At 42.7% G+C, this 25035-nt stretch carries 24 protein-coding genes and 2 pseudogenes; 2 read left to right on the top strand and 24 right to left on the bottom strand.

Annotation, left to right across the window (positions count from 1 at the left end; all coding sequences use genetic code 11):
* Positions 1-138: 138 nt before the first annotated feature.
* Positions 139-336, bottom strand: a complete 198-nt coding sequence (locus tag AC2TF5_RS14805) for a DUF2933 domain-containing protein (protein WP_241933753.1) — start codon at positions 334-336, stop codon at positions 139-141.
* 450 nt (positions 337-786) lie between these two features.
* On the opposite strand from AC2TF5_RS14805, the pseudogene AC2TF5_RS14800 reads away from it, so the two are divergent.
* A pseudogene (locus AC2TF5_RS14800) lies at positions 787-1126 on the top strand (HAD-IC family P-type ATPase); the annotation flags it as partial.
* A 46-nt stretch (positions 1127-1172) separates the two neighbouring features.
* Here the strand turns inward: AC2TF5_RS14800 and AC2TF5_RS14795 are convergent.
* From AC2TF5_RS14795 to pyrH, 13 genes are all read right to left on the bottom strand, one after another.
* Positions 1173-2801, bottom strand: a complete 1629-nt coding sequence (locus tag AC2TF5_RS14795; protein ID WP_491297827.1) for a multicopper oxidase family protein — start codon at positions 2799-2801, stop codon at positions 1173-1175.
* A gap of 1078 nt (positions 2802-3879) precedes the next feature.
* Positions 3880-4536: a Type 1 glutamine amidotransferase-like domain-containing protein gene (locus AC2TF5_RS14790; protein WP_491297826.1), complete on the bottom strand. Its 657-nt coding sequence runs from the start codon at positions 4534-4536 to the stop codon at positions 3880-3882.
* 158 nt (positions 4537-4694) lie between these two features.
* On the bottom strand, positions 4695-5138 hold the full coding sequence (locus AC2TF5_RS14785) for a GNAT family N-acetyltransferase (RefSeq protein WP_491297824.1): 444 nt from the start codon (positions 5136-5138) through the stop codon (positions 4695-4697).
* Positions 5139-5344: 206 nt separating this feature from the next.
* Positions 5345-7090: a M3 family metallopeptidase gene (locus AC2TF5_RS14780; protein ID WP_491297822.1), complete on the bottom strand. Its 1746-nt coding sequence runs from the start codon at positions 7088-7090 to the stop codon at positions 5345-5347.
* Between the two features lie 494 nt (positions 7091-7584).
* Positions 7585-7770, bottom strand: coding sequence for a hypothetical protein (locus AC2TF5_RS14775; RefSeq protein WP_491297821.1), 186 nt, complete (start codon positions 7768-7770; stop codon positions 7585-7587).
* A 65-nt stretch (positions 7771-7835) separates the two neighbouring features.
* Complete coding sequence (locus AC2TF5_RS14770; protein ID WP_491302896.1) at positions 7836-9041, bottom strand: hypothetical protein; 1206 nt, start codon at positions 9039-9041, stop codon at positions 7836-7838.
* Positions 9042-9069: 28 nt separating this feature from the next.
* Positions 9070-10089: a hypothetical protein gene (locus AC2TF5_RS14765; protein WP_491297820.1), complete on the bottom strand. Its 1020-nt coding sequence runs from the start codon at positions 10087-10089 to the stop codon at positions 9070-9072.
* Between the two features lie 39 nt (positions 10090-10128).
* Positions 10129-10743, bottom strand: coding sequence for a hypothetical protein (locus AC2TF5_RS14760; protein WP_491297819.1), 615 nt, complete (start codon positions 10741-10743; stop codon positions 10129-10131).
* 49 nt (positions 10744-10792) lie between these two features.
* Entirely contained in the window at positions 10793-11353 is a 561-nt protein-coding gene (locus AC2TF5_RS14755) for a DUF4303 domain-containing protein (RefSeq protein WP_491297818.1), read from the bottom strand.
* A 13-nt stretch (positions 11354-11366) separates the two neighbouring features.
* Complete coding sequence (locus AC2TF5_RS14750) at positions 11367-11765, bottom strand: SMI1/KNR4 family protein (protein WP_491302895.1); 399 nt, start codon at positions 11763-11765, stop codon at positions 11367-11369.
* Positions 11766-11798: 33 nt separating this feature from the next.
* A complete protein-coding gene (locus AC2TF5_RS14745) occupies positions 11799-12362 on the bottom strand; it encodes a hypothetical protein (protein WP_491297815.1) in 564 nt (187 codons plus the stop codon).
* 274 nt (positions 12363-12636) lie between these two features.
* A complete protein-coding gene (locus AC2TF5_RS14740; protein ID WP_491297814.1) occupies positions 12637-14769 on the bottom strand; it encodes a sensor domain-containing diguanylate cyclase in 2133 nt (710 codons plus the stop codon).
* Between the two features lie 397 nt (positions 14770-15166).
* The gene (gene pyrH, locus AC2TF5_RS14735) at positions 15167-15904 is read right to left on the bottom strand and encodes a UMP kinase (protein ID WP_491297812.1); all 738 of its coding nucleotides are present in this window, start codon (positions 15902-15904) and stop codon (positions 15167-15169) included.
* Positions 15905-16185: 281 nt separating this feature from the next.
* Between pyrH and AC2TF5_RS14730 the strand changes: the two genes are divergently transcribed.
* Positions 16186-16590, top strand: a complete 405-nt coding sequence (locus tag AC2TF5_RS14730) for a hypothetical protein (protein ID WP_491297810.1) — start codon at positions 16186-16188, stop codon at positions 16588-16590.
* Positions 16591-16816: 226 nt separating this feature from the next.
* On the opposite strand, the gene AC2TF5_RS14725 is transcribed toward AC2TF5_RS14730, so the two are convergent.
* The 10 genes and pseudogenes from AC2TF5_RS14725 to AC2TF5_RS14680 form a co-directional block, all read right to left on the bottom strand.
* On the bottom strand, positions 16817-17731 hold the full coding sequence (locus tag AC2TF5_RS14725) for a poly(ethylene terephthalate) hydrolase family protein (protein ID WP_491297808.1): 915 nt from the start codon (positions 17729-17731) through the stop codon (positions 16817-16819).
* 188 nt (positions 17732-17919) lie between these two features.
* Complete coding sequence (locus tag AC2TF5_RS14720; RefSeq protein WP_491297806.1) at positions 17920-18825, bottom strand: DUF3885 domain-containing protein; 906 nt, start codon at positions 18823-18825, stop codon at positions 17920-17922.
* A gap of 226 nt (positions 18826-19051) precedes the next feature.
* On the bottom strand, positions 19052-19324 hold the full coding sequence (locus AC2TF5_RS14715; protein ID WP_491297805.1) for a hypothetical protein: 273 nt from the start codon (positions 19322-19324) through the stop codon (positions 19052-19054).
* Between the two features lie 617 nt (positions 19325-19941).
* Entirely contained in the window at positions 19942-20352 is a 411-nt protein-coding gene (locus tag AC2TF5_RS14710) for a cupin domain-containing protein (RefSeq protein WP_491302894.1), read from the bottom strand.
* Positions 20353-20488: 136 nt separating this feature from the next.
* Positions 20489-20673: pseudogene (locus AC2TF5_RS14705) on the bottom strand (ethanolamine ammonia-lyase reactivating factor EutA); the annotation flags it as partial.
* Positions 20674-20913: 240 nt separating this feature from the next.
* Positions 20914-21114, bottom strand: a complete 201-nt coding sequence (locus AC2TF5_RS14700) for an ATP-binding protein (RefSeq protein WP_491302893.1) — start codon at positions 21112-21114, stop codon at positions 20914-20916.
* Between the two features lie 32 nt (positions 21115-21146).
* The gene (locus AC2TF5_RS14695; RefSeq protein ID WP_491297804.1) at positions 21147-21317 is read right to left on the bottom strand and encodes a hypothetical protein; all 171 of its coding nucleotides are present in this window, start codon (positions 21315-21317) and stop codon (positions 21147-21149) included.
* A gap of 336 nt (positions 21318-21653) precedes the next feature.
* Positions 21654-23027 (bottom strand): M20/M25/M40 family metallo-hydrolase, encoded by a 1374-nt coding sequence (locus AC2TF5_RS14690; RefSeq protein WP_491297803.1) that lies wholly within the window; start codon positions 23025-23027, stop codon positions 21654-21656.
* A gap of 14 nt (positions 23028-23041) precedes the next feature.
* Positions 23042-24322: an ACP S-malonyltransferase gene (gene fabD / locus AC2TF5_RS14685; protein ID WP_491297801.1), complete on the bottom strand. Its 1281-nt coding sequence runs from the start codon at positions 24320-24322 to the stop codon at positions 23042-23044.
* Positions 24316-25014: a thioesterase II family protein gene (locus tag AC2TF5_RS14680; RefSeq protein ID WP_491297800.1), complete on the bottom strand. Its 699-nt coding sequence runs from the start codon at positions 25012-25014 to the stop codon at positions 24316-24318. Before AC2TF5_RS14680 ends, fabD begins: the two co-directional genes overlap by 7 nt.
* Positions 25015-25035 lie beyond the last annotated feature (21 nt).

Below are 25035 nucleotides of genomic sequence, written 5' to 3'. Positions count from 1 at the left end.
GAGTACACAGCAAACGCTCATCATTAAGTTGTGAGATTTTGATTTCTGACCATGCTGTGAGGCTTGTTGGTTATCGTTATTACCATGATTGCGATTTCCGCAACAATTCAACACTTATTCCTCCTTTGGATACTCCTTCTAGCGAGTTAAATCTTGAATATCTTTACGCATCATTTCGTTCTGAGCTTTTAACTCATTTAGTTCCCTTTGCATCCGTTCCGTATCCTCGTTACTACCTTTTCCATGTTGACCGTGTCCATGACCTCCGCGCATTCCAAACATCATGAAGATCATCATGAGGGGGCAAGCCAGTAAAAGTAACCATGTCCAATCCATTTTGAACTCCTCCATTTCTAAGAACAATTGTTATACCTGAATTTTAGAGCAAGAATGTGTGGAATACATGTTGAAATGATGGAGGAGAGATGTGGGTTATTGAGGTGTATATTTCCAAAATGCATCCGTCATAAACCATGGAGAATAGAAAAGGAGATTACCCTAAAGCACTTTTGCACCCTAGGACAACCTCCTAAACATTTTTCTTATCTGAACAGCAACCTTCTGTACTTTTCGTTGTGCTGCAACTGGAATACCAAATGAATTGTAAGCCTGCCCCAATAATTCATTTCCGAAAATACCGATACAATCCCCATTGTTTCTACACTTTTTTGTTTATCACGAGAAAAATATGTATTAGAGATGGATGAAATTTTCGCTGAAGTGCTTCCACATCAAAATTCTGATAAGGTCGAGCAAATTCAAAAGCAAGAAGGTTTGCGAACTGCGATGACAGGCGATGGTGTTAATGATGCATCTGCACTTGCAAAAGCGGATTTAGGTTTGCGATTGGTACAGGTACCGATGTGGCCATTGAGACCGCTGATGTAGTTCTCATCAAAAGCAACCCGAGAGATGTCTCAACATCATCAAACTCTCGAAAGCGACTTATCGCAAAATGATGCAAAACCTCTGGTGGGCTACAGGATATAATATTGTGACTATCCCACTTGCCGCGGGGATTCTATTTCCGTTTGGAATTGTTTTGAACCCTGCCGTTGGTGCGATCTTGATGTCATTGAGTACAGTCATCGTAGCCATTAACGCCAAGCTGTTAAAACTTCATTAATAAAAAAACTCCTGCTGGTGGTTTCCACCCTCAGGAGTTTTCCTGTTTATTCTGGCTTATTGCCTACACTTGGATCTGGAACATAGTCACTCTTATAACCATTGTACATCACATCCGTCACCATACCGGCAGATGCATGATGGAGATCGTGACAGTGGAACATCCAATCCCCTGGGTTATCTGCTTCAAAAGCAACCACGTAGGTTTCTCCTGGCTTCACATTCAGGGTATCTTTAATGACAGGTGCACCTTCAAGCGGTTGACCATTCTTACTTAATATTTGAAAGAAGTGCCCATGCAAATGCATCGGGTGATCGTCAGTCATAGACTGATTCACAAACGTCACCTTCACCTTTTCCCCTTTATCAACTTTAATGGGATCAGTCTCTGGAAACACCTTTCCATTAATCGTATAGACCATTTCACCGTTCTTCATTTCAGTGTTCAAATTTAGAAGAACATCTTGGTCAAAAGCTTGATTCAGCGAGAACTTTGTTTCCGCTTGCTTGCCATAGTTCATAAGATCGAACTGCGGAAGCTTTTCTGAGACATTAGAAAGAGCCGATAATACAGGTGCTCCTTCATACTGAATCACCGCTCTCATATTGTTCACTCTTTCATCTGTACCATGTTCTTCGAGTAGCCAAGTGCCAGGATTGTCGGCTGTAAATTCGATATCATATCGTTCACCTGGAGCAATTGCAATCCCTTGATCTGTAATGACAGCAGGACTATTTACAGGCTGGCCATCCGAAGCAACAACTTTGAATTCATGTCCATGCAAATGCATTGTGTGCGTAATATAACCTGCATTAATCAGGCGAATTCGAACCTTTTCGCCTTCCTTTACCATCAGCTTATTTATGGCATCGCCAGTCTTTCCATTCATCGTATATAGATCATACATACTCATGTCATGACCTTCCATGTCACCCATGTTCATGTTGTTGTGATCCATACCTTCCATGTCACCCATGTTCATGTTACTATGATCCATGCCTGCCCCATTATCACTGTCCGCTTGGTTTGAGTCCATATCCGTACTACCTGAGCTCATCCACTCATCCAATACCAAGGTATAATCGCGATCATAACTGTCATTCGGATCTTCTACGATTAACGCCCCATAGAGCCCCTTATCGAGTTGATTGACACTATCTTGATGGGAATGATACCAATAGGTGCCTGGAACCGTAGCCTTAAACTCATACGTAAAGGTCTTACCAGCAACTACTGCATCCTGTGTAACACCTGGAATACCATCCATATTGTTTGGAAGAGGATATCCATGCCAATGAATAGAAACAGGTTCAGCCAGCTCATTCTTCAAATTGATCTTAACCGTGTCTCCAACTTTCACACGTATTTCAGGACCGGGTACCGAATTATTGAATGTCCAAACAGGAAGTGTTTTCCCCTCAGAAATCTCTAAATTACTCGCTTGAGCGGTGATCGTATATTCTTTACTCCCATCCACCTTGGGTGTTTCTTTCGTTAACGCCATATTACCTGCTTGATTGGGGGTTGGAGGATCTGACACATTTTGAGTGTTATCCATATTCATGTTTGAATGATCCATACCTTCCATATCGTCTCTACTACCAGCATTGGTACAACCTGCTACCACCAAACTAATTGCACCTATGGTAAGTAATATTTTTAGATTCCTTTTCATTAGCGCATACCTCCACTGTATTCTATTACATTTATCACTGTAAACAAAAAATGTGTGGAAACGATGAGTTCGCATTAATGATAAAAACTTATTTGTAGTCAGAATCCTGAGTAATGGGCTCTATTTTGTGTCATAAAACTACAATGGGGTCACATTTGTGCATTTTTTCATGACACAAAACTTATCACATTAAAATAAAAAAAGCCTTTGAGATCAGGCTTTAGTGCTTTATGGAATGTGTACTCATTTGTGTCATTAGACACTTTCTTTCTTTTTGTTCGTTTGTTCTGACTGACTTCGTTTCGTTCTTCTTTATTAAGTTGGATCATCTAAGCTGCTATGAATATAAGTTCTTGTCCTTTTCGGCTAACGATGCAAGTTCTTGTTCTGGCAAAAAAGCCTCCCCTTATGAGGTTTCTGATTTTACTCTGAAAATTAATGAAACAATCCTTACTTAAGAATAGAAAGTATTTAAGAGTAGCAAAATAACCCTCCGCCGAGTAAAAGGGGAGTTTTGTGTCATTACCGCTGAATAAAAGGGTGCTTTTTTGTCAACCTACATCAAATCCACGTTGTAGTTGATATAGGAAACAGCGGGCTGTTGAAGGTTCAGCGCCAGCGGCGCTGCATCCGAAGAGAAAAGTTCTTCCACCCGACCGGATTCGAGTTCCTGTATAACGTAATCTAATATTCGATTAATCCGCTCGTATCATAGTTAGATACTTATCTAATCGGTAATCGGCTCATGTTCTTGTCCTTTACGGCAATAGGTACAAGTTCTTGTCCTCGAGTCGGGACAAGAACTTGTACCTATACAACAAAAAAGCCGCTATATTAGCGACTTTCAATGGGACTATGTTCCTGTCCCTCGACATGATACTAATAACCTTGATAAATGATCAAAGAAAAGAGCGTGTTTTGGAAAAAAGATTGATCAAAACACGCTCTAATATTTTCAGTTGACTCATTTTTTTATAAAAAAGTTTGATTATTTTTTTGTTGCTCCACAATTGTTGGTTTAAAATAGAAGCTTTGCATAAAGAAATTAATTCAGTTAAGCCATAGCCATTCACCACAACTAGAGCGTCTCATCCAATTTCTGAATCTTTGAGTGGGAAATTAAATATACATTGCCTAAAATGTCGATTTTGTCTCCCTTTACACGTACAGCGCAATCTTTGTTCGACGCATAAATATTCATTTCTTCCGATAAGGGAGACAGTTCGCCTTGAACTAACGCAATGTTATTTTCAAGATCAAAATGAGACAGGACGGAAAAATCGTCAAGGCCGATTCCGTCGTAAACAGAGCTTATTTCAACTTTATAGCCAAAGTTTTTCGAGCATAACCATTTAGCGGACATGTTGATCGCACCAGCACTTGCACCCATCACAACGGCTCTGCTTTTTTTAATCAAATCCGACAATTCATATTCCATCAAAAACCCATTTTGTTTAATAGTATTTCCACCCAACAAGAAAATGACTGAAGCATTTTGAATTAACGCTTGGGCATCTTCCTTCTGTACGCGATAGTTAATTAAATGATATTCATCAAACGTAATGCCGGCCTGGTCAAGCCACGAGCGTTCAGTAGCACCATCATCTTCATAAAAAAATGGATTCGAGCTAATCATAGCAAGCGATTTTTTATCAGTTATATCCTCCTGTAACACCCTGTTCAGATTTTCTGGAAAAAAATTGTCAAACCAACCTAAATAATAGTGAGTTTTCATAAGTACCCCCGTAGCAAAGTGTAAATAACATTAATTTCCTGCGTTACTCATTCTGTTTTCTTGTCACCAACACAATACTCTCAATATGCCCCGTTTGCGGTGCCAAATGTAATAGATTGTGATACAATCATATCAAATTTTTTCCAAACGGTACGACTTTATTTCAAATCTACACCGGTAACCACAAAACCTAAACCAGAAAACATTCGATGAGATCGCTCATAATAATCATAAACTTGTTTTACCTTTAATTCTTTCCAATCTTCTTTCTTTGTTAATTCAATAATTTTCTTCATTACCTCTGTGCCTATCCCTCTGGAACGGTACTTTCTATCACCAATGACTATTGGAATTGACTCTTTCGAGAATGTAACATCTCCGCTGGATACCCATTCTCCGTCTTCAAAAACCTCAATAATTAACAATTTTCCAATTGAATTCAGGTATTCATACATGGCTTGTACTGTTATTAGATCATATGGTTCTACATCAGGCCCCTCTGAGAAATGAATAACTTCAAGATCTTGATACCATTGAAGTGCAAGCTTACAGTCTTCATATAGATTTACCGGGCGAAGCCTAATTGGGGTTTGATTATCCATGATATTGTTCACCTTTCTCTGTTTTCGGTAATTTAGCGACTTTCAATGGGACCTTGTTCTTGTCTCTCGACATGTGTCACATTATACACCCCATTCATTTAGGATAAAAAATAAGATATTATGTGACACATCATATCTTTAGTGATTCAGTACATATGAAGATTACAGACACTTTCATCGAATACATGGTTCATCCGTTTTTTTCGTTATCCTAGTAATTTATATTGTTCGATATCATCTAATAATTTTTGAATTGATCGTTGCCAAAACTCTGCTTGTTCAAGTTCTATATTGAAGTGTTTATTGATTAAGTGTTCAAGTGGCAATGTTCCGCTTTGACTTAAAAATCCTTTAAACTTCTTGTGGAATGATACATCCCCTTTAGCAACTTCTAAAAGACCAATGCTTAATAAGAAGCCGAAAGAGTAAGGATAATTATAGAAAGGAGTACTTGCTTGAAAGAATTGTCCGTATTTAATCCATACATAAGGTTCATATTCACTGAGAGTTTTACCATAAGCATATTCCTGACATTGTAACGAAAGTTCTTCAATCTGCTTCACATCTATCTGTCCCATTTTCCTAGACTCATAAAATCTATCTTCAAATAAGTAAGCTGCTCTAATGGACATCAAATAATTAAGACTACGCTCAATCTTCCATCCGAGAATTTTCTTTTTAATTGAGACATCAGTTGCATTTTGAATCACATAATCAATAAATACAGTTTCAAAGAAAATCGATGAGGTTTCCGCCATTGTCATTTCAAAAATTTCTTCTAAAAAGCGAAGCGAGGGAACATTTTTCATTTGATGATAATGCCATGCATGACCTATTTCGTGTGCAAGTCTTCTAGCACTATCAACACTATCATCAAAACTCAATGTAATCCTTGACTCCCCTTCAGCAATAAATGGAGCACAGAAACCACCTGGTGGTTTTGTATGGCGTTGTTCAGCATCCACCCAACCTTTTGAGATGATTTCCTTAACGAATTCAGACATATCGCTATTAATACCCTCAAGAGATTTCATTATTCCATCGACGGCTTGTACAAATGTAATCTGATGTGATACTTCTTGAGATGAGGTCATCAACTCATGCCAAGATAGTTTTTCCTTCCCTATTTCTTTTGTCTTAATAGTTATATAATTCGAAAGCCCTTGTAGATTAGAATCCACGACATTCCACATGGTATTCAGTATTGGTCTAGAAATGCCATTTGATTTTAATGTGTCATCAAGATAATCTACATTTTTTACCTTGTTTTCATTTAGTCTTAGCCCAACCATTTGATTATAAATAGATGCAAATACATTTGATTGTGTTTTTAGAGTGAGATTGAGTTCCTTAAATACAAGTTGCCTTTTGAAGAGATCTGGATGGGACATCGCTAGATTGTTAGCTTCAGCAAAAGATAACTCATCATTATCTAAGTCAACTTTTATTTTAAAAGTGTTACGAAGTTGAGAATAGATATCTTCAAGACAACTTAAAGTTTCATTGACAACACTTGTAATTATTTCTTCTTCACGAACTCTTTTTGCACCATTTTGTAATAGCTCCGTTACAAATCTTTTTTGCTTAATATTGTTAGACCAATCAAGAAGTTGTTTTTCACTCAAATTCATTAATGTTTTTTTCAAATTGGATATAATGAAACGAATCCGGGATTTTAACATAGAGATATCTGCGTTTAATGATGTCAAGAGATAAGGTTCTATATTTTCTGTTGTTAAACAATAATAAAACGATTCTACTGATTCAATCTGTTTAATGAATTCTGAGAGAGTTAACAAGTCATTTTCATTTATGTAATTTTCTGTTGAATTTGTCTCCATTTTCATCAACTTTTCTTTGATGCAATTCATATGGTGTTTTAGTTTATCTAAATCAAGACCAAAGTGAAGGTTTTTCAGATTCCAACGTGTTGGTAAATTGATTGATTCCAATACCCGGTTCCTCCTTTCTATAATGGACTCTACACTCTGAGAAACTTTCTAACTCAATGCTTTATACTTGCTATAATATTAGCATAAATAACCATAAATAGCGGCGTCTTCCTTCGCAAGCACTTGGTTTTGGCCCTCGGACAGCGGCTTTTGCCGAGATACAATGTACATGTATATTCCCCCTGTGTCCTGAACGATCAAATACCTCTCCGGATTAATTTCATCGGAACTGCTTAGCTTACCATTCATAAAAATTTTCCTCGATCATTTCCTCGAATGAATCCGCTAGTAACTTTATCTCCCCGGTATCGTGATAACAGGTTGAAACCCTCCCTGCCTGATTAATGATAATCGGATCGCCGGAATGCCTACTAGTGTTCTATTATCTTCCCGATGAAGAAAATCTTTAATCTCTCCATTAACGCATCTTTCATAGGTAATCCCCTTCCCCATGACTTCATGATAAGGTACTTACTTATCAATAATTTCCCAATTTAGTTCAGCAGTTGTACCTCGCCGCCGATCATGATCATGTTCTCCATGTACCGAACCGTGACCTGGCTGCGTGTAAAGCCATCCATACTCCGAATGATTTCCAGGCACGTTTCAAGCGATGCATGAGAATGCTCCATCGTGTCCGCTACAGCTCCACTCCGCTGTTCCTCATAAACGGTGATCACCGGTCAACACCCTTTTACCCACTTGTAATTTTCCGATCCCATTGCCCGTTCATGATCTTCTTTAATCAGTATTCTCGCGCTGCATCGAACCAGCGCCCGGCCATCTCCTCCGTTATAGGCTGGCCAATCAGGTGATCGGACTGGCTGAGTTGCCATACTGCTTCGCCAAGGTCTTCTCTTTCGGTGGTTTCGATGCCTTTGAGGGTATTGAAGCGCACGGTGAAAGCGGTAATGGCTGCCTCGGCATCGGCAAGGCTGCGGGCCTGGGCCAAGGATGCCTGTGCAACGTTGTAAGCTTCGTTAGCCAGTTTGGCAAGACGTTTAGGCCAAGACGAGAACGGGCGGCCAAATTCGGTCGTCCACCACTCAGGCTTGCGCAATTGGCTCACTGAAGCATGACCGGTCCACGGGCAGGTTTTGGCGCGTGTTTTCATTTGCTGCCTTAGGCGCTTGCCCGTGGTCTCTTCCACATTGTAGGCGATAAATCTGTCAAGCAACGGCCATGTATCCAAGGGGGGCAAGTCCTCCAAATCAGGCATGAAGCGCAGCTCCAGATTTGTTAACTGGGCATGACGAGCCAACAAGTCCATGTCACAGAAGTTCCCCCACAAACTCAGTGAGTCAAGGTTGGGGAACCGATCTAGACAGTCCAGCGAGATGGGCTGTCCCATCGGCGTATTTTGCAGCGTCAGGCTAGTCACCTGGTACAATTCACCCAGATCGGGCAGCTTGAAAGGAGGATCGTTCTTGCGTCGGCTGGTACGCGGCGCTAGTGTCAGAGATGACGGCATAACGCCAGTGGCCGAGAAGCGTGATAGATCGCCAGACACGTTCAGGCGGAAAGGTCTCTTTGGAAGCATCAAGCTCAGGCGCCCTCCGGACTGGCCCAGCTCGATATGCAAGCCATGTAAAATGGACTGGTTGGCGTCCACCACCGTATCGGCAGACAGGATCGGAGCCCACGTCATCTCTTCAATGGGACGTGTCTGCGCCCAATCCAAGAAGCCCGCGTCACTGCCTGAATAGTACAGAAATCGCGGCCAGGGCGAGCCCGCCGGCGTTGCAAAGGCATCGAATACGGTCCAATCGATGCGCGCGTCTGGCGCGACGTGAAGGTCCGCCTTTTTCCCCAATTGCGACGGTCCGATAGATAAGCTGCCCACACCGGGCCGAATGACAAGAGTGTGGCTGCGAGGACCCGTCAGGTCAATGGGATAACAACCGTCTTCTCTAACAGAATCAGAAGGGTGAGCTTGGTTATGAATTGGCATTTCCGTCATCCTTTCTTCTACCCTTGATTTAGATGCTCCATTTTTGAAAACCCAACTTGAATAAGGAGTCTTGTATTTCTTGATCTACTTTGCTTTTGGAGGTTGCGAATTCCAATTCGGACAATCTCGGAAGCTTTTGCCCGATGAAGGAATCAAAATCGATGGCCGTTTTGAGAATGCGGAGCTTGCGCAGCGATGGCAACCGCTCCATTCCCGACAAACGATCCAAACCTTTACAATTTGAAATGGTTATCTCCTCCATCACCTCCATCCCATGATCAAAGGCGATTTCCCGCAGCCTGGCTTGGTCCTCAATCTTAAGGCTCGTCAACGCTCGGAATTTCGTAATATTGCTCAGGTCATGAAAACCCCGGATTCTACAAATCTCCAAGTCGTCGATTTCATTCTCTTCGATTTCCTGAATATGCTCTCGGCCTCCAAGTAACATGCGAAGATGCTTCAGCTTCTTCAATCGGTTTATAAAAAGTAACGGTAATTTACTAATTGAATGTAGCGCGAGGTAATTCAAACCTTCCAGATAGCCTATCGCATCCAGGTTTTTCACCTTACCCCCAACATGCAATTGTTCCAGATGAGAGAACTCTTTAAAATATTGTAGGTTGAGAATCTTTTTATCCGAGATAATGGCTAAATCTCTTAAAGAGCGCAGCGAGTCTATTCCCAAAATATCCGAATTCTCCAGTTCATATATGCCCAGATTCAAACTGTGCAAGTGTTCCAGGCTGGCCAATGTATCGGTGTTATGTGCCTGGACGAGACTATTGAGATGCAGCATTTTGACATGGGGAATCCTCAGGAGCGTACGACCATCGAACGAGAGGGAGTAATGTCCGTAGAACCGTACTCCGAAGTTCTCATCCAAACGCGCGCAAAGCTCATCCACTTCCTCCAAAATGGAGGCATAAAAATCCGGGTAAGAGAACTGAACAATCACTTGGTTACCGTCGCGCAAGTCCTGCTTGATCTGTACCCGGTCCAGCGCAACAGGATTATTGATCAGAATCTTCCTTTTCCATTTCTTACGCATTCGTAACCTCCTATTTGCCCTCGAGCAGAAGTCTGTGATTTAGTTGCTAGTCATAACAAGCTTATATTTCTTAAAAATCCAAGAGTTCATCATATCATTCATCGCATTTTTGCTTATGCGAACAGGCGGCTTTTGCTCTTGCAAAGCATCTGCCGCATGTGCAAAAAAACGAAGCAGCTTTGTGACTTTCTTGATATCGTTCACAACTTCGTTAAAAAACGTATACGTCAACGGCTGATGTTCCCGAATATCCTCGTAAATATAATACTTCCCTTTTTCGTCCTCCAAATCAATTTGGAAACCTTTCGGAAATGATAGCATAATATACGGCAATTCATCTTCCGCCCATTGTTGAAGATATGGAAACCTGACGCTTTCATTTCTTACAAAGAATCCAGAGCTTTCATTCTCGATCGTAATTGAAATAGAATAAACAAAGAAAGGGTGGTAATCGGGTTTTTCTTGCTTCGTAAAATACCGGTAAAATGTTTCATAAGCCTCATATACCTGATTTTGGTCATGTTTTGTTTGAGCATAATTAGTACGACTAAATTGTGCTTGTTTTTGCTCGAAAAGTTTTAAAACATCCTTAAATTCCTCTGGCGTTATAAAGAATTTAAGTTTATAGAATCCGCTGTGTTTTAATCTATCCATTCTTTTCACCGCCTAATAAGTCAGAGTGGATTCATCTATCGTGGCACTCTTACTCCGCCGCTTCCGCCAGCCATGCTTGCATGGCCGGAGACTCTGCCCGATTCAAACGCAGGGCGATTTCGGTATTGATTTCATCCGGTGGCATAACCTCGACAAGGACGCATACCGACTCTCGCGATTGATTTAAGGCAAACACGCCTTCACCATCGAGCATTTTCATCGCCTGCTCCAAGGCCTTCAGCCTCAACTCAAACTCGCGATTCCCTTCGTCAGCCTCAAGCTCTGCAATGGAAGGGCGCTCCATAAACAATTGTTTAACGTCATCGAAGTTCTCATCCCTGAAACAACAGTAGGGCGAATCGGCATAAGACCATTTGATGAGTTCCGCAATCGTTGATTCCGGCGTGTCGCTCTCGTCTCCTTGCCTGGCCGCTTCCCTCTCCAAGGCCTCCCATGACCAAGCGGAGATGCTTGGCGCATGTCCCTCTTCAGTAGTAAATAGGGTGCAGTAATAGAAATGCTCGCCATTTTCAAAAAGAGTGCGAAAAGACATCCTGGCCGCACCAGCGATCTCTGCCGCCAGCTCCTCAATTTCTTGCGTCGGTTGCATAACTTTTACCCCCTCAAACAAAATAGAAATCCTTAAACGCAATAACATCGTCAGTATACGAAAATTGATTGGACTGGAGCCTCTTTAAAACTTCGTTGGAGAATTCTTCAAATGAGTTTGCAATCACCTCTTGATAGCTCATACCTGAGTGATATTTAAAGATTTGTCCCGAGATGCCGTTTTTCCCCGGATCTAAATCCAGTATCAGACGCGAGGATGCCTCATAATCGGTAAACGGAATCCACTTTTTGCTCCAAATCAGAGGCTTAATTCGATCTTCGTCGATCCAATCCACCTGATCTTCGTCCTTAAACAAATCATTCATCATGAACCATGTATCGATGATATCCGGGATAGACAAAAAGGAGTTATAGCCGATAAAAGGTACTTGCTCTTGTTGTCCGTTCCATATAGACAGATAGTTGCGAAAATGACTCGGTAGTTTTTAAAATTCATATTTCCCAAATCTATTTCTGAGAGCTTCTTCGTGGGGTATCCACTCCGAATCACTCCATAAAGACATTTTTACAAGTTCCGACAGCTTATCTACGGCTTGTTCTGGGATAGTGATCCTTATAAAATCGTCAAGATCCTTATTACGGATATCCAACGCTTCTCGCAGGTAGTCATCATTAAGACGTTCTTCTTTGAGTTCATATTCATCCCTCGTCCACTGTTCGCAAAAGATTCTTTCGGCCTGGATTTCTCCATCCTCGAAAATCGACAACTCGAATATTTCCTCATTCATATATCCGGCGGTCATCACCGGCCCCTCAATAAGCTGAGACAACGTTTTGCCGATCCTCTTCACTGTCCCCCATACGAAATAATCGTGGAGCACGCTGATCCAGTCCTCGTTGCTTTTGCTTACATACATGACAACTTTGGTCTCTTGAGTTTCATTTTTACCTAGTACTTTGGAATGCCCTTCGCTTAGCGCTCTTAATGCTTCGACAGTCTTCTCAAAGTTTTTCGACTTGATATGCAAATTTGCGAATGACCTTCCCATAGGAGAACCTCCTTAAACTAAGGCTGTTTTATGCTCATTACCTAATATAGTAGCCCTAAATAATATGTATCTTATTTCCATTATAGTGATCGTTTGTCCTGAATCCACCTACTTTTTACCTGAATTCTGGAAATGTACGCGATACGCGGCTATTGATGCGACGGTCGGGGAACGGTCCGTTCGCGGAGCTCCTCCCAACAACGCCTACTTTGCACATACAAAAATAGAAGGGGATGCCCCAAGCCATTTTCATGGCTTCTGGGATATCCCCTATCTAAACGCCTGTACCTTCTTCTTGATGATATACAAATACTTTATTCTTTCCTGAGTTTTTAGCTTTGAATAATTCTTTATCAGCATAATAAATCATTTGCTCTAAGGTATATTTCTTTGTATTTAGGTTGGCTCCCCCTATACTTACGGTAATAGGAATAGGTATCCCTAGAGCTGATGTTATAACTGCCTTCTCAACATTTTTTCGGATAATTTCTGCTTTTTGAATACATTGCTTCAACGTTTCATCGGGAATTCCCACCATAAACTCTTCCCCGCCATATCTGCCTACCCTATCCTTTTCTCCTATGCTAGCTTGAATCAGATCTGCCACACGCTCTAGCGCCCTATCTCCTTCCTGGTGACCGTAAACATCATTTATTTTCTTAAAATTATCCACATCAATCATCAGGATACATAGTGTTCCATTTGAGTTCTTGCTTTCTTTAAGTTGCTCGTACATTTGGGTTGTTTCTTCAAACAACTCTTTTCGATTAAAGACTTTGGTTAACATATCATACTTAGATGCAAATTCAACTTCCATATATAGTCTAGCATTCTCTAACCCAATCCCTAGATAATTAGATAGGGTCTTTAATGTACTCAAGTCTTTTAAGTTAAAAGAGTTTTTCTTATAAGCTTGAGTACTTATCACCCCTATTACCTTATCTTTCATAATAATAGGTACAAATATAAGAGAATAAGGTATTGTCTCTATTACATACTCCTTTTTCTTCCTTACCTTCTCTAAGTATTCCTTAAAATCTTCAAAATAACGGCTATATTCCTTTTCAATATCCTTAATAAGGATATCCTGCTTGTGCTTGACACTATATGCCCAAAAGCTATCTTCTAATATAGACATAGGCCCTTTGACCAACCGTTGTCCCTTTTCGATAGACAACTCATTGTTAAGGATCCCTTCCTCTTCGTTATAAATGCCAATTTGAATAATATCCGCTTGGATCAAATCCAGTATTTCTTTGGCAACAATATTAAAGATACTTTCCTTGTCCAAGTTAGAAAGGATATTCTGACCCACACCATTTAATGCTTCAGCTTGATTATAGAGAAACTTGTAGATTTTCCCCTCTTCCTCTTCTCTTTTTCGATTCAGCATTTCCATACTCTCAGCACTGCGAATAGCCTGCATATGTTTTTCTAATTCCATATGTTTTTCTAAATACGTATAGGCTTGTTCATAATTTCCCTGTCCTTTAAAACCTTTGCTCATATTCAAATACACTTTATTTAAATTCCGTTTAGAATTGGCCTTTCCTATCCCTTCTTCTACTTGTTGCAGCTTATCAACAGTCTCCTTATATCGACCTTGTACCAAATCTAGCTCTGCCCAGTACAATAGTGCATCTTGAAGATACAGTTGCGCTCCTCCCGCTTTCGCCAATTCTACACTCTTGACGAAGTATTCTTCTGCTGTACCGTAGCACCCTTTAGTCGCGTAAATATGAGCCATTTCTTTTAACACATTGGGCACCATTTTGGGAGTGTATTCTTCTGCTAACTCAAGCGCCTTCGTTATATACACTATCGCCTGATCTAGATCGCCCAAATGGTTGCAACATTCAGCTTGATTAATGTAACAAGCCACTTTAGAAGCATTACTATAAACACGAGGTATGTTTACGATCTGATCTAATAGCTCTTTTGCCTTTTCATACTCATCGATTTCCATATACAGCGCTGCAAGGTTCCCTTTGATTTGAGTTAGTCGCTCATAGTTGCCCACTTTTTCTGCTAGTTCTATACCCTGCATGCCATGCTCAATGGCTTTGGAAAGTTTTTGTTGTACCGAATAACCACTTACAAATGCACTACTAGACGCCAATTGGCCATCTATATTGTTATTTTCTTTAAAAATTTGATAAGCCTCTTCATAAAGAGTAGTCGCAGTTTTAAAGTCTGTCGAATCAAAGTATAACCAGCCTTTATAATAAAGAATCCATGGGTAAGCACAGGTTAACAGATTATTTTCTCTTACAAATTTAGTAGCTGCTTTGTAAGCTTCTATTGCAACTTTAGGCTCAGTTTCTCTTATTTTTTCACACATTTTGATGATATAATTTTCATCATCCTTCAACTTGCCTAGTTCTTTGTTTAACTCCTCCAGCCACATTTCATTTTCACCTAGTTTCTCATTGTAGCTTTTGTAAAAAAATTATTAATGTTGCAACCCGGCTATCCTAGTTATCGCCTTAGACCGTGGGCTATCCAACTCTTTTATGAGCGAAGAAATTGACTTAGTTCACTCTATTATAATGAATAATTGGAAATTGTTATAGTGTTTCTCCTGTAGGAGAGAGCGACATTTTCATTGATCATCAATGGGGGGCTAGATTCCAACCCTGTAAATCTTTTTAACAACATCCCCATTCACTACTTACAAGCAATCTAGTACGACCTCCACCCAAAAATTCGCCCTACTTATGATACGGTTCTCCGCGCTGTCTGTAACGGCAAGTTTTTTACGAAATCGAGGGAGCACTTTTGTGCTCCCTCGGACAGAAGTTCTGTTATTCCAATTCCAAAACTGATTCACCGCTAATAATAGTACCATTATTTTTCCCTTCACAAATCTCTTTCATTGAGCCTGGCTTGTCAAAGTTGAACACATGCATTGGTAGGTTATAGTCTCTGGCTAAGATGAAAGCCGACTGATCCATTACTTTTAGATTATGTTTCAAGACATCGTTGTAGTGAAGGGATCTAAACTTCTTTGCATCCTTGTCGTACTTAGGGTCTGCATTGAGAACGCCATCAACACCTTGTTTTGCAACTAACAGAGCTTCACAATTAACCTCAATTGCCCTTTGAACTGAAGGATAGTCTGTTGTAACGTAGGGTTGCCCGTTTCCTCCTGCAAAAATCACAATGTAGCCCTTCTCCAGATGGTGAATTGCCCTTAGTCTAATGTATGGCTCAGCAACTGATGTAATTGGTATTGCTGTCATTACACGGACTTCTTTGTTTGTTTTGGCTTTAAGAACTCCACGAAGCATCAAGCTGTTAATAACAGTTGCGAGCGTCCCGATGTTGTCAGCTTCTGCTCTTTCGATTCCCCAGCTTTCCGCCATATTACCACGGAAAATATTGCCGCCCCCTATGACTAATGATACTTCAACACCTAGGTTCACAACTGACATAATTTCATTTGCAATATGGTCCAACCTTTCAGGCTCAAAACCAAATTCCGTGTTTCCAGCGACTGCTCCACCACTTAGTTTAATAAGAACTCTTTTGTACCTTGTCAACTTTTACACCTCCGCTCAAAATAAAAAACACTAAAGCAATGAATGCTTTAGTGTCTTAATGGAACGAGAATATGAGATTGTAACAGTCGACTAGTCGATTGATTGTAAACCTTCCGTTTTAACCTCATATTCCCACCCCTTCCAGTAATTTTTCATCAACTTATTCTATACTGTGTGGAAGTAAAATGCAACTAACGTAAGTGGCAGAATTTCAACCATATATTATTTTCATGAGCTCCTGTTCTACGGGGCTATTTCTGTATCTTGAGGAGGTATTTGTTTTGCGTATCATCGTTACGTGTCAGGATTTAAAAGTGCTTCGCCACGCCAAAGCAATTCAACTGGCGCTCTTCGATCTTGTCCAAGATTACTTCAACCAACTAAGGGTCGAACTTGAAGACAAAGCTAAGGGCGAATTTCGCTTGGGCGAAGATGGCTACATTGTCGTTCTTGAAGCTGGAGACAACGTCCGTGACCTCGGCAACGTCGGGCTGAACCCTAAAAGAGGCGGACTGCTGGGTAGTTGCCCCGAGTACGTCGAACTGCTCGACATAGGCGAAGGACTCCAGGCGTACAAAATCTCGGTGCTGTACGACAACGACTACATGATGACGTTCTTCACGCAGACCGGAGCGCATGACGAGGAGGTCGAACAATGGCTGAAAGACCAAGCGGAGAGAATCTGACAACAAACGAACTAGTTCTCCAGAAACTGAAAGAAACGTTCGATCGGAACGAAAACGTCACAGCCGACAGCAACTAATTGTTGACAGTATTTTTAATTCTCTAAGATATTGTTCAGCAGCCAGCTTACTATTAGAGCTATTAAATCTAGTTTGCTTCTAATAGAAGGTTTTAATCTTTCTGATTTGAACTAGTGTTTCCCGTTAGCTCAATAACTACATCAACAAATTAATTATCATCCATATTTGCTTGTATAACGTCCACCCAATTTGTATTATGCAACATCTCGGAAGAATCCCCATGAAATGCCTTCATGGCTTCCTGATCATCAAACAGCCGATATCTCATCCAAGCCGTCAAGTACCCTCTATGATTGCCACCATTACCTTCAATCGCTGTATGAGCTGCACCTTTTGCCATCCCCATCATAACAGGCGTGCTTGCGTTAGTATTATGCAAGGCTAATTGATTCGTTGATACCGGTGAGATTAGAAAATCTCGTGTACCGCCCATAATGAGGAAAGGAACGGTAATACGTGCAGTATCGTACACATCTTCTGGATCACAATGCTTCAAATCCGGGAGAGCGATGGATACAACCGTCTTAATCAACGATCCACTTTTATAGTTGGTATGAGCATTAATAACCCCAGTAGACCCTTGAGAATGTCCAGCTACACCAATATGTTCCATTTGTATTTTTTGATAAAACAAGCTGTTTGCTAGTTGGTTTTCATTTTTCAAATAATCAATAGCCTCCACAATTTCTTTGCCTGTTCCTGTTGTCTTGCTATAGGAATCTATTACAATGAATCCCCAGCTAGCAAGATGAGTTAAGAGCTCATCATAACGATCTGGCGTGGCATCTGTTCCATTCCCCCATGAAATAATAGGATAGGATTCGTCTCCTTGAAATGCTGGGTAGTATATTCTAAATAAAGCCTCTCCGCTCATACTCTTAACTTCTTCTACCTTTACATGATAGCTTCCTTGCTGTGCATACCGCTGCTCAATGCTTCCTTCTGCAAGTTCTGGTACATTAGAATGAATGATTATTTGCATGAAAATTGTTATTGGAACTGCAACGATAAGGACTAAAGCTGACAACCATAAAATCCACTTTCGTTTTTTCAAAACCGACATACACGTGACCTCTACGATAGTCTATAGGTTTCTCTATCGTTTTCTCTGCTAAAATATGAAACTGAAGGATATACGTGAAAGATGTAGTTATGTCTCATTAAACAAGATGCTAGATTGAAAAGTAGATACGGAGGACCGAGGTTAGTTTAATCCCGCTTCTTCTTTGATTTCTGCTAACTCTCCGTTAATTAAACTAATTTTTCAAGGCTCCATCCGGTATAGGTACCATATTTTTTACCGTACATACTCATGAGATGCGTTTGATAATCAATAAGAGCTAAGGCTTCCGTTTTGGTAGCTTTAAATGTGACTATGTCATTCGTTATGGAAATCTGCTGAATCTCGAACGATGTGAGTGCGATTTCTTTTGCAAACTTACTGGCGTTTATGGACGGAATCTCGAAATGATGCGATATATGACAAGTGTTAGTTCGCCTAAGGTTGATACCGGAATCAGTCACTTTTTTTTCGTTAAGTTCCCATCGAATCTTTCGTTCTTGATCTGTTTCAACTATTCCGGTGAGCCCTTCGGCGAATAGGCTGTCAATTTCATATCGGTTATAATCCAAAATCCATTTTTGGTATAAATGGTAAATAGGCAAAAGAGTGTCTTTGTCGGAACTGAAAACATCACAGCCGCGATCGTCATACATATGATACAAAATGTCTTTTGTTTTGTTGTATAGGTAAATCCGTCCACCGGGCATTGGTTTACGCATGAAGTCGTCATTTACAATGCATTCAAGTACATATGGCATTCGGATTTCTTTCGCTTTGACTTCAACGTTCCATTCTTTTGTGTAGTGTTCGTCATCCGATTCATCAAATTCATATGGCAAAATACGCAATTGCGCTTTCTTTATTTTTGTTTTGAAAAAACGCTTTAACCTTATTTGACTAACTCGTTTTTCATCCTTACCGTAGCTGGAGCGATGGATAAATAACACATCATCCTCAGGATTAAAGATTGAACGATAAATGGCACTCGCGCGCCGAAGACTTTCGCGCCGATACTCCTCCCCCATCAAATTCTCAAGTCCTAATTCAAATCGAATGTATGGATCACGAGCCTTCATTTCTTTTAAAATATTCACTGCAGATATTCCCTTCTAGATGTAACTTTATTTTTACAACGTCATACCGGGTAGCTGTCTTCAAGTCTTACTTAAACTATCGTTCCCCGTTAGCTTAATGAAAAACTGACTTAGATCCTCGAAATGCTATGGGAGAATCCAATAAACGGAAGCGTGAATATGGTGTTATACGATGTTGCACACTCCTTGAAATACGGTCAAAGCTTCTTAATATGATAATTTCTTGTTAGAATAAAAATAGTAAGTGTTTGTTTTCTTTCATCTTCTTTATAAATTTAACGATTCCTCGAATAATAAATATTGATAAAATGATAATAATGACTGGAGCAATTTCTAAAATAAAAACAGGAAATAGTGCTGATAATGAAACGAAAATCTCGTAAATAAAAAAATAATCAACTATTCCAGCAACTACGAAAGACATTACAATCAATTGAAATTTCTGATAATAATAACTAAGCTTATAATAGGCTCTTCTTAAGTAATCAAAAGCTTTCATACTTCACCTCAATGCAATTTATTTACAATATGCTACGATTATGTTTAGAAATGGTTTCAGGTGTTTGTGTAATTGTGTATATCGATTACGAACTTCGCAATTAATTCCATACTTGGAGTTATTCGCGAAGCGTTTAAACTATCCTGCCCGTTAGCTTAACACCACTGCTTAGTCTGTATCATTTATTCATGAGATAGTTACCCTGTCTTTTTGACTAGAACATATATCGTTAAAACAAAAAAAGCCGCAACTACGCGACTTTTATGTATATATGTTTTTGTCACCCGACACCATAGTTGTATCAGGAGATCCTGCCCGCCGGTCGGGAATTATTCTGGCAGCTTGTCCGCTCGAAATTGGTACCGGGGCATCGCTAAAGCCCCAATTCTGAAACCATGGAGCCCGGAGTATACCGTACAATACTGTTGCGGCGGTTTGGGTTTCGGATTGCAGTTCGTAGCCCCTTCACATTCTGCATGTCCACTTGGGTCAATATATTTCAGCGGATTATTCTGCACTTACGTATACCGATTCAAACTCAGCGGGTTCGTCAGTTCCCCTTCATACGTATCCTCCGATATAAACCGCTTTTCCTACGTCGAGTAGAAATTAGAATGTTACGCTTGTTCTGCCCAGTTAGCCGGATATGTTACATAGATAAATCGTGCATATTCTGGCACAGAAAATTGAATCTTACTTCCTTTTGGAATCAGGATCACTTCTCCTGGACCAGCTGACACCTTTGTACCATCAATGATAACATCCAGATGTCCCTCAATCACATAATCAATTTCATCATAGTTAAGTGTCCAGTCAAAGGTTGTTTCTTTCATCTCCATGATACCGCAGCCAAGTCTTGGACTTTCCTTTAGCGAAAAAAGATCTTTACAATAGACGATATCATTAGGGTTGCCTGTATCGAGACGATCCTCTTCTGTTACTTTCATATTTGGCACTTTAACAGAAGTAATCCCTTCAGGACCTCTATGAACGTTCTGTTCAATAGCATCAGCCCCTACTTTTTCCATGATGATTTTACGAACCATCTCTTCAATCATTTTTTTATCGATACTCATGGGTATCCTCCTCTACTTCTTAGGTGCAGTTTTTTGGAACCATTTTACTTGCAATGAGCATAGCAACCATTACAGCTGTGATACACTTTTGAACATCGATTCTGTTCTCGGCTAAAAGAGGATGTGAAACAAATTTCACTACGGTATATGACTTCTTTCTCCGTAATCACAATACGCGGAACGGAAAACGGTGACGCCATATTCTGGATATAAAGTTTTGGATAGGACAAGTTGTGTTGTTGATGTTCCTATATCTATTCCTACACTTAACAATTCTTCTCCATTTCCTCATCTCTCATACCAGAGAATAAACATAAAGAGGCCTAAAGTTATACCGCTTCCTATCAAGTAGGAATGCTATAACCTTAAGCCTCTTTGCTTTAGTAAGACTACGCCTTTGTAGTCCTCTATACATTTTAAACGTGAATGAAACTGTTGTTCCACACGCTGTAGATTCAAATTGCATGCTCCCTTTTAGTTTATCCTCTACATAGCTATTTACAATAGATAAACCTAAACTTTTTGTGAACATTTTTCAACGTTGAATCCTTTGCCATCATCTATTACTCCAATCGTGCAAAAGCCGTTGTTGGAACTCATAGAAATAACGATGTGTCCATGCTCACAATCTTGAAAAGCATGTTCAAAACAATTTTGCAACAATTCATTAGCCTGAATTTCGAAAGTAATTTTTAAATGTGAATCTTTATGCATATTTACAAGTTTTTGGACAAAAAAGAACGACCTCATTTGAGATCGTCCTCAGTTAGCAACAACGGCTTGAAAGGTTCATCTAAAACCTCAAACTGTTTTTTGTATTCTTCATACTCTTTTTTAAGCTCAGGCGGAGAATCTTTGGAAAGCCTTCCGCCTTCGTAATATTTACTTTTCATAAACTCTGGCTTTTTGATATTCAACTTTATTTCTCCTTCCTGTATTTTTCGAGAGCCTGCTCAATTGCTTCTCCTATTCTTCGAGCAACTTCACGCGGCTGCGGATTATGGTTATATTCAGCGAATGCCTCCGACAACTTCACGAGAATTAATTGAATGACTATCGTTAGACACTGCATACTCGCTTAGGTTATCGATTACCCATTTTTTAGTATCGAAGGATATGACCTTCACCTTCGAAAAATATGAAAAAGATCAGTCGACCTCGAAATATGCAAAAAAGCGCTTGAAATGGTCATTTGCATTTCAAGCGCTAATAAAATTGTGAATATGCGAATACTCAAAACGTTTTAAAAGGCATCACGGCTGCGCTCCGTACCGCTCCAGCACCCGAAAAATCGCATCCGTGCCGAACCCGATCGCTTCTACGGGAATGCGTTCATCCGCCGCATGAATCAGTTTGGTAAACTGCATGTCCTTGGGAAGCGGCATTGGCAGGAAACCGTAGGTTTGGATGCCGAGCCTCGCAAACAATCTTCCGTCCGTTCCTCCGGGCAGCAGCATCGGCACCGGAACGGCCTCCTTATCCGCTTCTTTCAGCACATCGGACAGCAAACCGAACATCCCCATGTCGGGAGCTGCGGCGCATGGGTCATGACGCAGCACTTCCAGCCTGATCGAATCATTAATCGCGAATCGGCGCAGCTCGTCCATAAATTGCTGCGGAGTGACGCCCGGTAGCGTTCGGCCGTCCAGCTCAACCGTAATTTCGCTTGGATGAACGTTGATTTTCTCGCCGCCGCGAACGACGGTCGCGCTGACCGTATTACGCAGAAGCGGGGCGAACGTCCCTCCCTTTTCCCCCAGCAGCTTCAGGATGAGGCCGCCCAGCCGGGGACGCAGCAGCCCTCTCAGCAGCAGCGCCGGCAGCAGCGGCAGCGCGTCGGCCATGCCTTCAATCATCAACCGGGCCGCCGGTGTCGCACGTATCGGCAGCTTATTCCTGTTAAGCGATTGAAGCATGTTCCCCAATTGCGCCATACAGTCGGCTCCCGGCTTGCCCATGGAGCCGTGGCCTCCATCTCCTCGAATCGTCGCTTTGAGCCAACATAGCTGTTTCTCCGCCACCATAATCGGATAAAAGGTTTTCCCCAGGGCATGAAACGCAAAACCGCCAAATTCGCCGAGCGCATACTTTACGCCCGCAAAATAATCGGCATGCCGCTCTACCAGGAAGGAAGCCCCGTATTCGCCCCCTGCTTCCTCGTCGCTGACAATCGCCAGAATGAGATCGCCGCGCAGCGGCAGCTTGCGGACATGCGCGCGGAGGAAAGCCGATACGAGCATCGCCACGCCGCCTTTCATGTCAAGAGCGCCCCGCCCCCAGACGAAGCCGCCCTCAATGTCGCCCCCGAACGGGTTGCGGCTCCAGGCTTGCTTGTCGACACCAACAACGTCGACATGCCCGTACAACAGCAGCGGCGGTGCTTCCCCGCTGCCCTTCAACCTGGCCAGCAGATTGGGACGGGCCGGATCAAGCGACTCTACTCGCGTCTCAATGCCCGCATCCTCAAGCAGTTGCCGGATATACATGATACATGCGGCTTCTTCACCTGGCGGATTTGTTGTATTGAAGCGGATCAAAGCCTGCAAAATCTCCACGGGAGACGGCAGCTCCGCCGGGCTCCGGGCTCCATCCTGTTCAAACTCGTCATTTGCCAGCCGAATTCCCATGTCTCCGTTCCTTCCTATAATAGACTGCCCGCATATGATCGGTCGGCAGGAGAAACGCCTGGTAAGCTGCGCAGGCCAAACTCACCCTGCAGTCTTGCAAGCCGCCGCTCCTGCTCTTCGGTGGACGTGCCTTTGGTGCGAAACACCGATTCCAGCATCGCCAGCGCTTGCCGAACATGCGTCTCCGCCACTTGCTCTCCCGTCTCACGCAGCCGTTCGACCAACTGCTGCACGCCGCGGTAAGGCGAAGCGACGCCTTGTTCATATTTGGCTGCGTTCCAGTTGCGGTTGCGGACGCAAGTGGCGATAGCCAGACAACGATTCAGTAGTTCAATCGAATAAGCGTCCGTTTGCTGGCTTGCGGCAAACAGATGCGCCTCATCCTCCTTGTCGTCAAAAGCGAATACGTGCAGTCCGTAGGGTGGAGCCAGCCGTTTCAATACATTGCCTGGACCCAGTTCCACGGCAGCGGAAATGCCAATGCTCTTCTGAAATGCAAGGACCGCTGGCCAATTGACGGGGTCCGTCAATCCCCTTGCCAGTATACCCGCGATCTCTGCCGTATTCCTGTAAGGCAGACCCGTCAAGGAGGAAACGACGGGAAAAACCATTTCTCCAAACGAGACGCAGCTCAGCACTTCGGCAAATTGTGCCGCCGCCGGCGCCATCAACGGGCTATGGAACGGCGCGCTTACCTGCAGCGGAATGACTGCGGCCCCATGGGCGGAGAGTCTTTCGGACGCTTCATGGACGGCCTCTTTGTGGCCCGAAATCACCGTTTGCCGCTCTGAATTCATATTCGATACCACAACAATACGGCTTCCGTCCGCGCAGCCTGCGCTGGTTTCCAGACATACTTTGGCGACAACATCGGGACTCGGCCCATTCACGGCGGCCATCGCGCCGATCCCTGAAGCGGCGGCCCTTTGCATCAACTCGCCACGGCGGCGTACGAGCCTGAGCGCATCCGGGAACGTTATAGCCCCCGCGCAGGTTAAAGCGGTAATCTCGCCCAAGCTGTGGCCGGCAGCCATCGCAGGTAGGTATCCCCATTCCTGGCTGTAAACGCGGTACATCGCCACGCCAAGCGCAAGAATGGCGGGCTGGGCATTGTCTGTCCGCGTCAGCTCCGTCATCGCTCCCTCATACATCAGGCTGTCAAGGCGCATGCCCAGCGCTTCGTTCGCTTCCTCTATCGTCGCTTTGACAACCGCATACCGCTCGCTCAGCGCTTTTCCCATTCCGACGCGCTGCGAGCCCTGACCGGGAAACCATATCGCATGTTTGTTCAGCATTTTCCATCACGCTCCTTACGGTTCAGTATCGGGGCAAGCGCCTCGGTCAGCTTTTGGTTAATCACCGCTACAACATCGCGTTCCCGCTCATGCAGGAAAAAATGCCCGCCTTCAAACAGCATCAGCTCGCAGCCTCCCGTCGCATAACGCTCCCATTCATCGAGCGGGCCTTTGACGCAGCCATCATCCTTGCCGCTCAAGATGGTGAGCGACAGCGGCAGCGGCGGCCGCATCCAATGCTCGTATTCGCCGACAAGCTTGAAGTCGGCTCTTAGGATCGGCATAAACATATCCAGCAGCTCCCGATGATGAAACAGCTCGTCCGGCATGCCGCCGAGCCGTTTCAGTTCCTCGAGAAACTCGTCATGTGGTAGAAGATGGGTCCGGCGCGCCTCCTCCTGCTCGCAATGCGGCGCCCCTCTGCCGGAGAGGAAGACTGCCCTAGGCAGCGGGAATCCTTCCTGCCGCAGCGCATGCAGCAGCTCATACCCAAGCAGGCTGCCCATGCTGTGGCCGAATAAAGCATATGAATCGGAGCCGAGCGCCGTCTCCAGCACCAGCGGCAGCAAATCCTGCACGGCTTCTTCCACGTCCGCATAGAACGGCTCGCCCATGCGGCTTCCTCTGCCCGCCAGTTCGGCCGGCACCAGACGCACGTCAGGATGCAGCCGGTTCGTCCAGCGCTTGTACACTTGTGCGGAGCCTCCTGCATA

The organism is Paenibacillus sp. JNUCC 34, from assembly GCF_058269055.1.
This window is presented reverse-complemented; position numbering and strand designations above follow the sequence as displayed.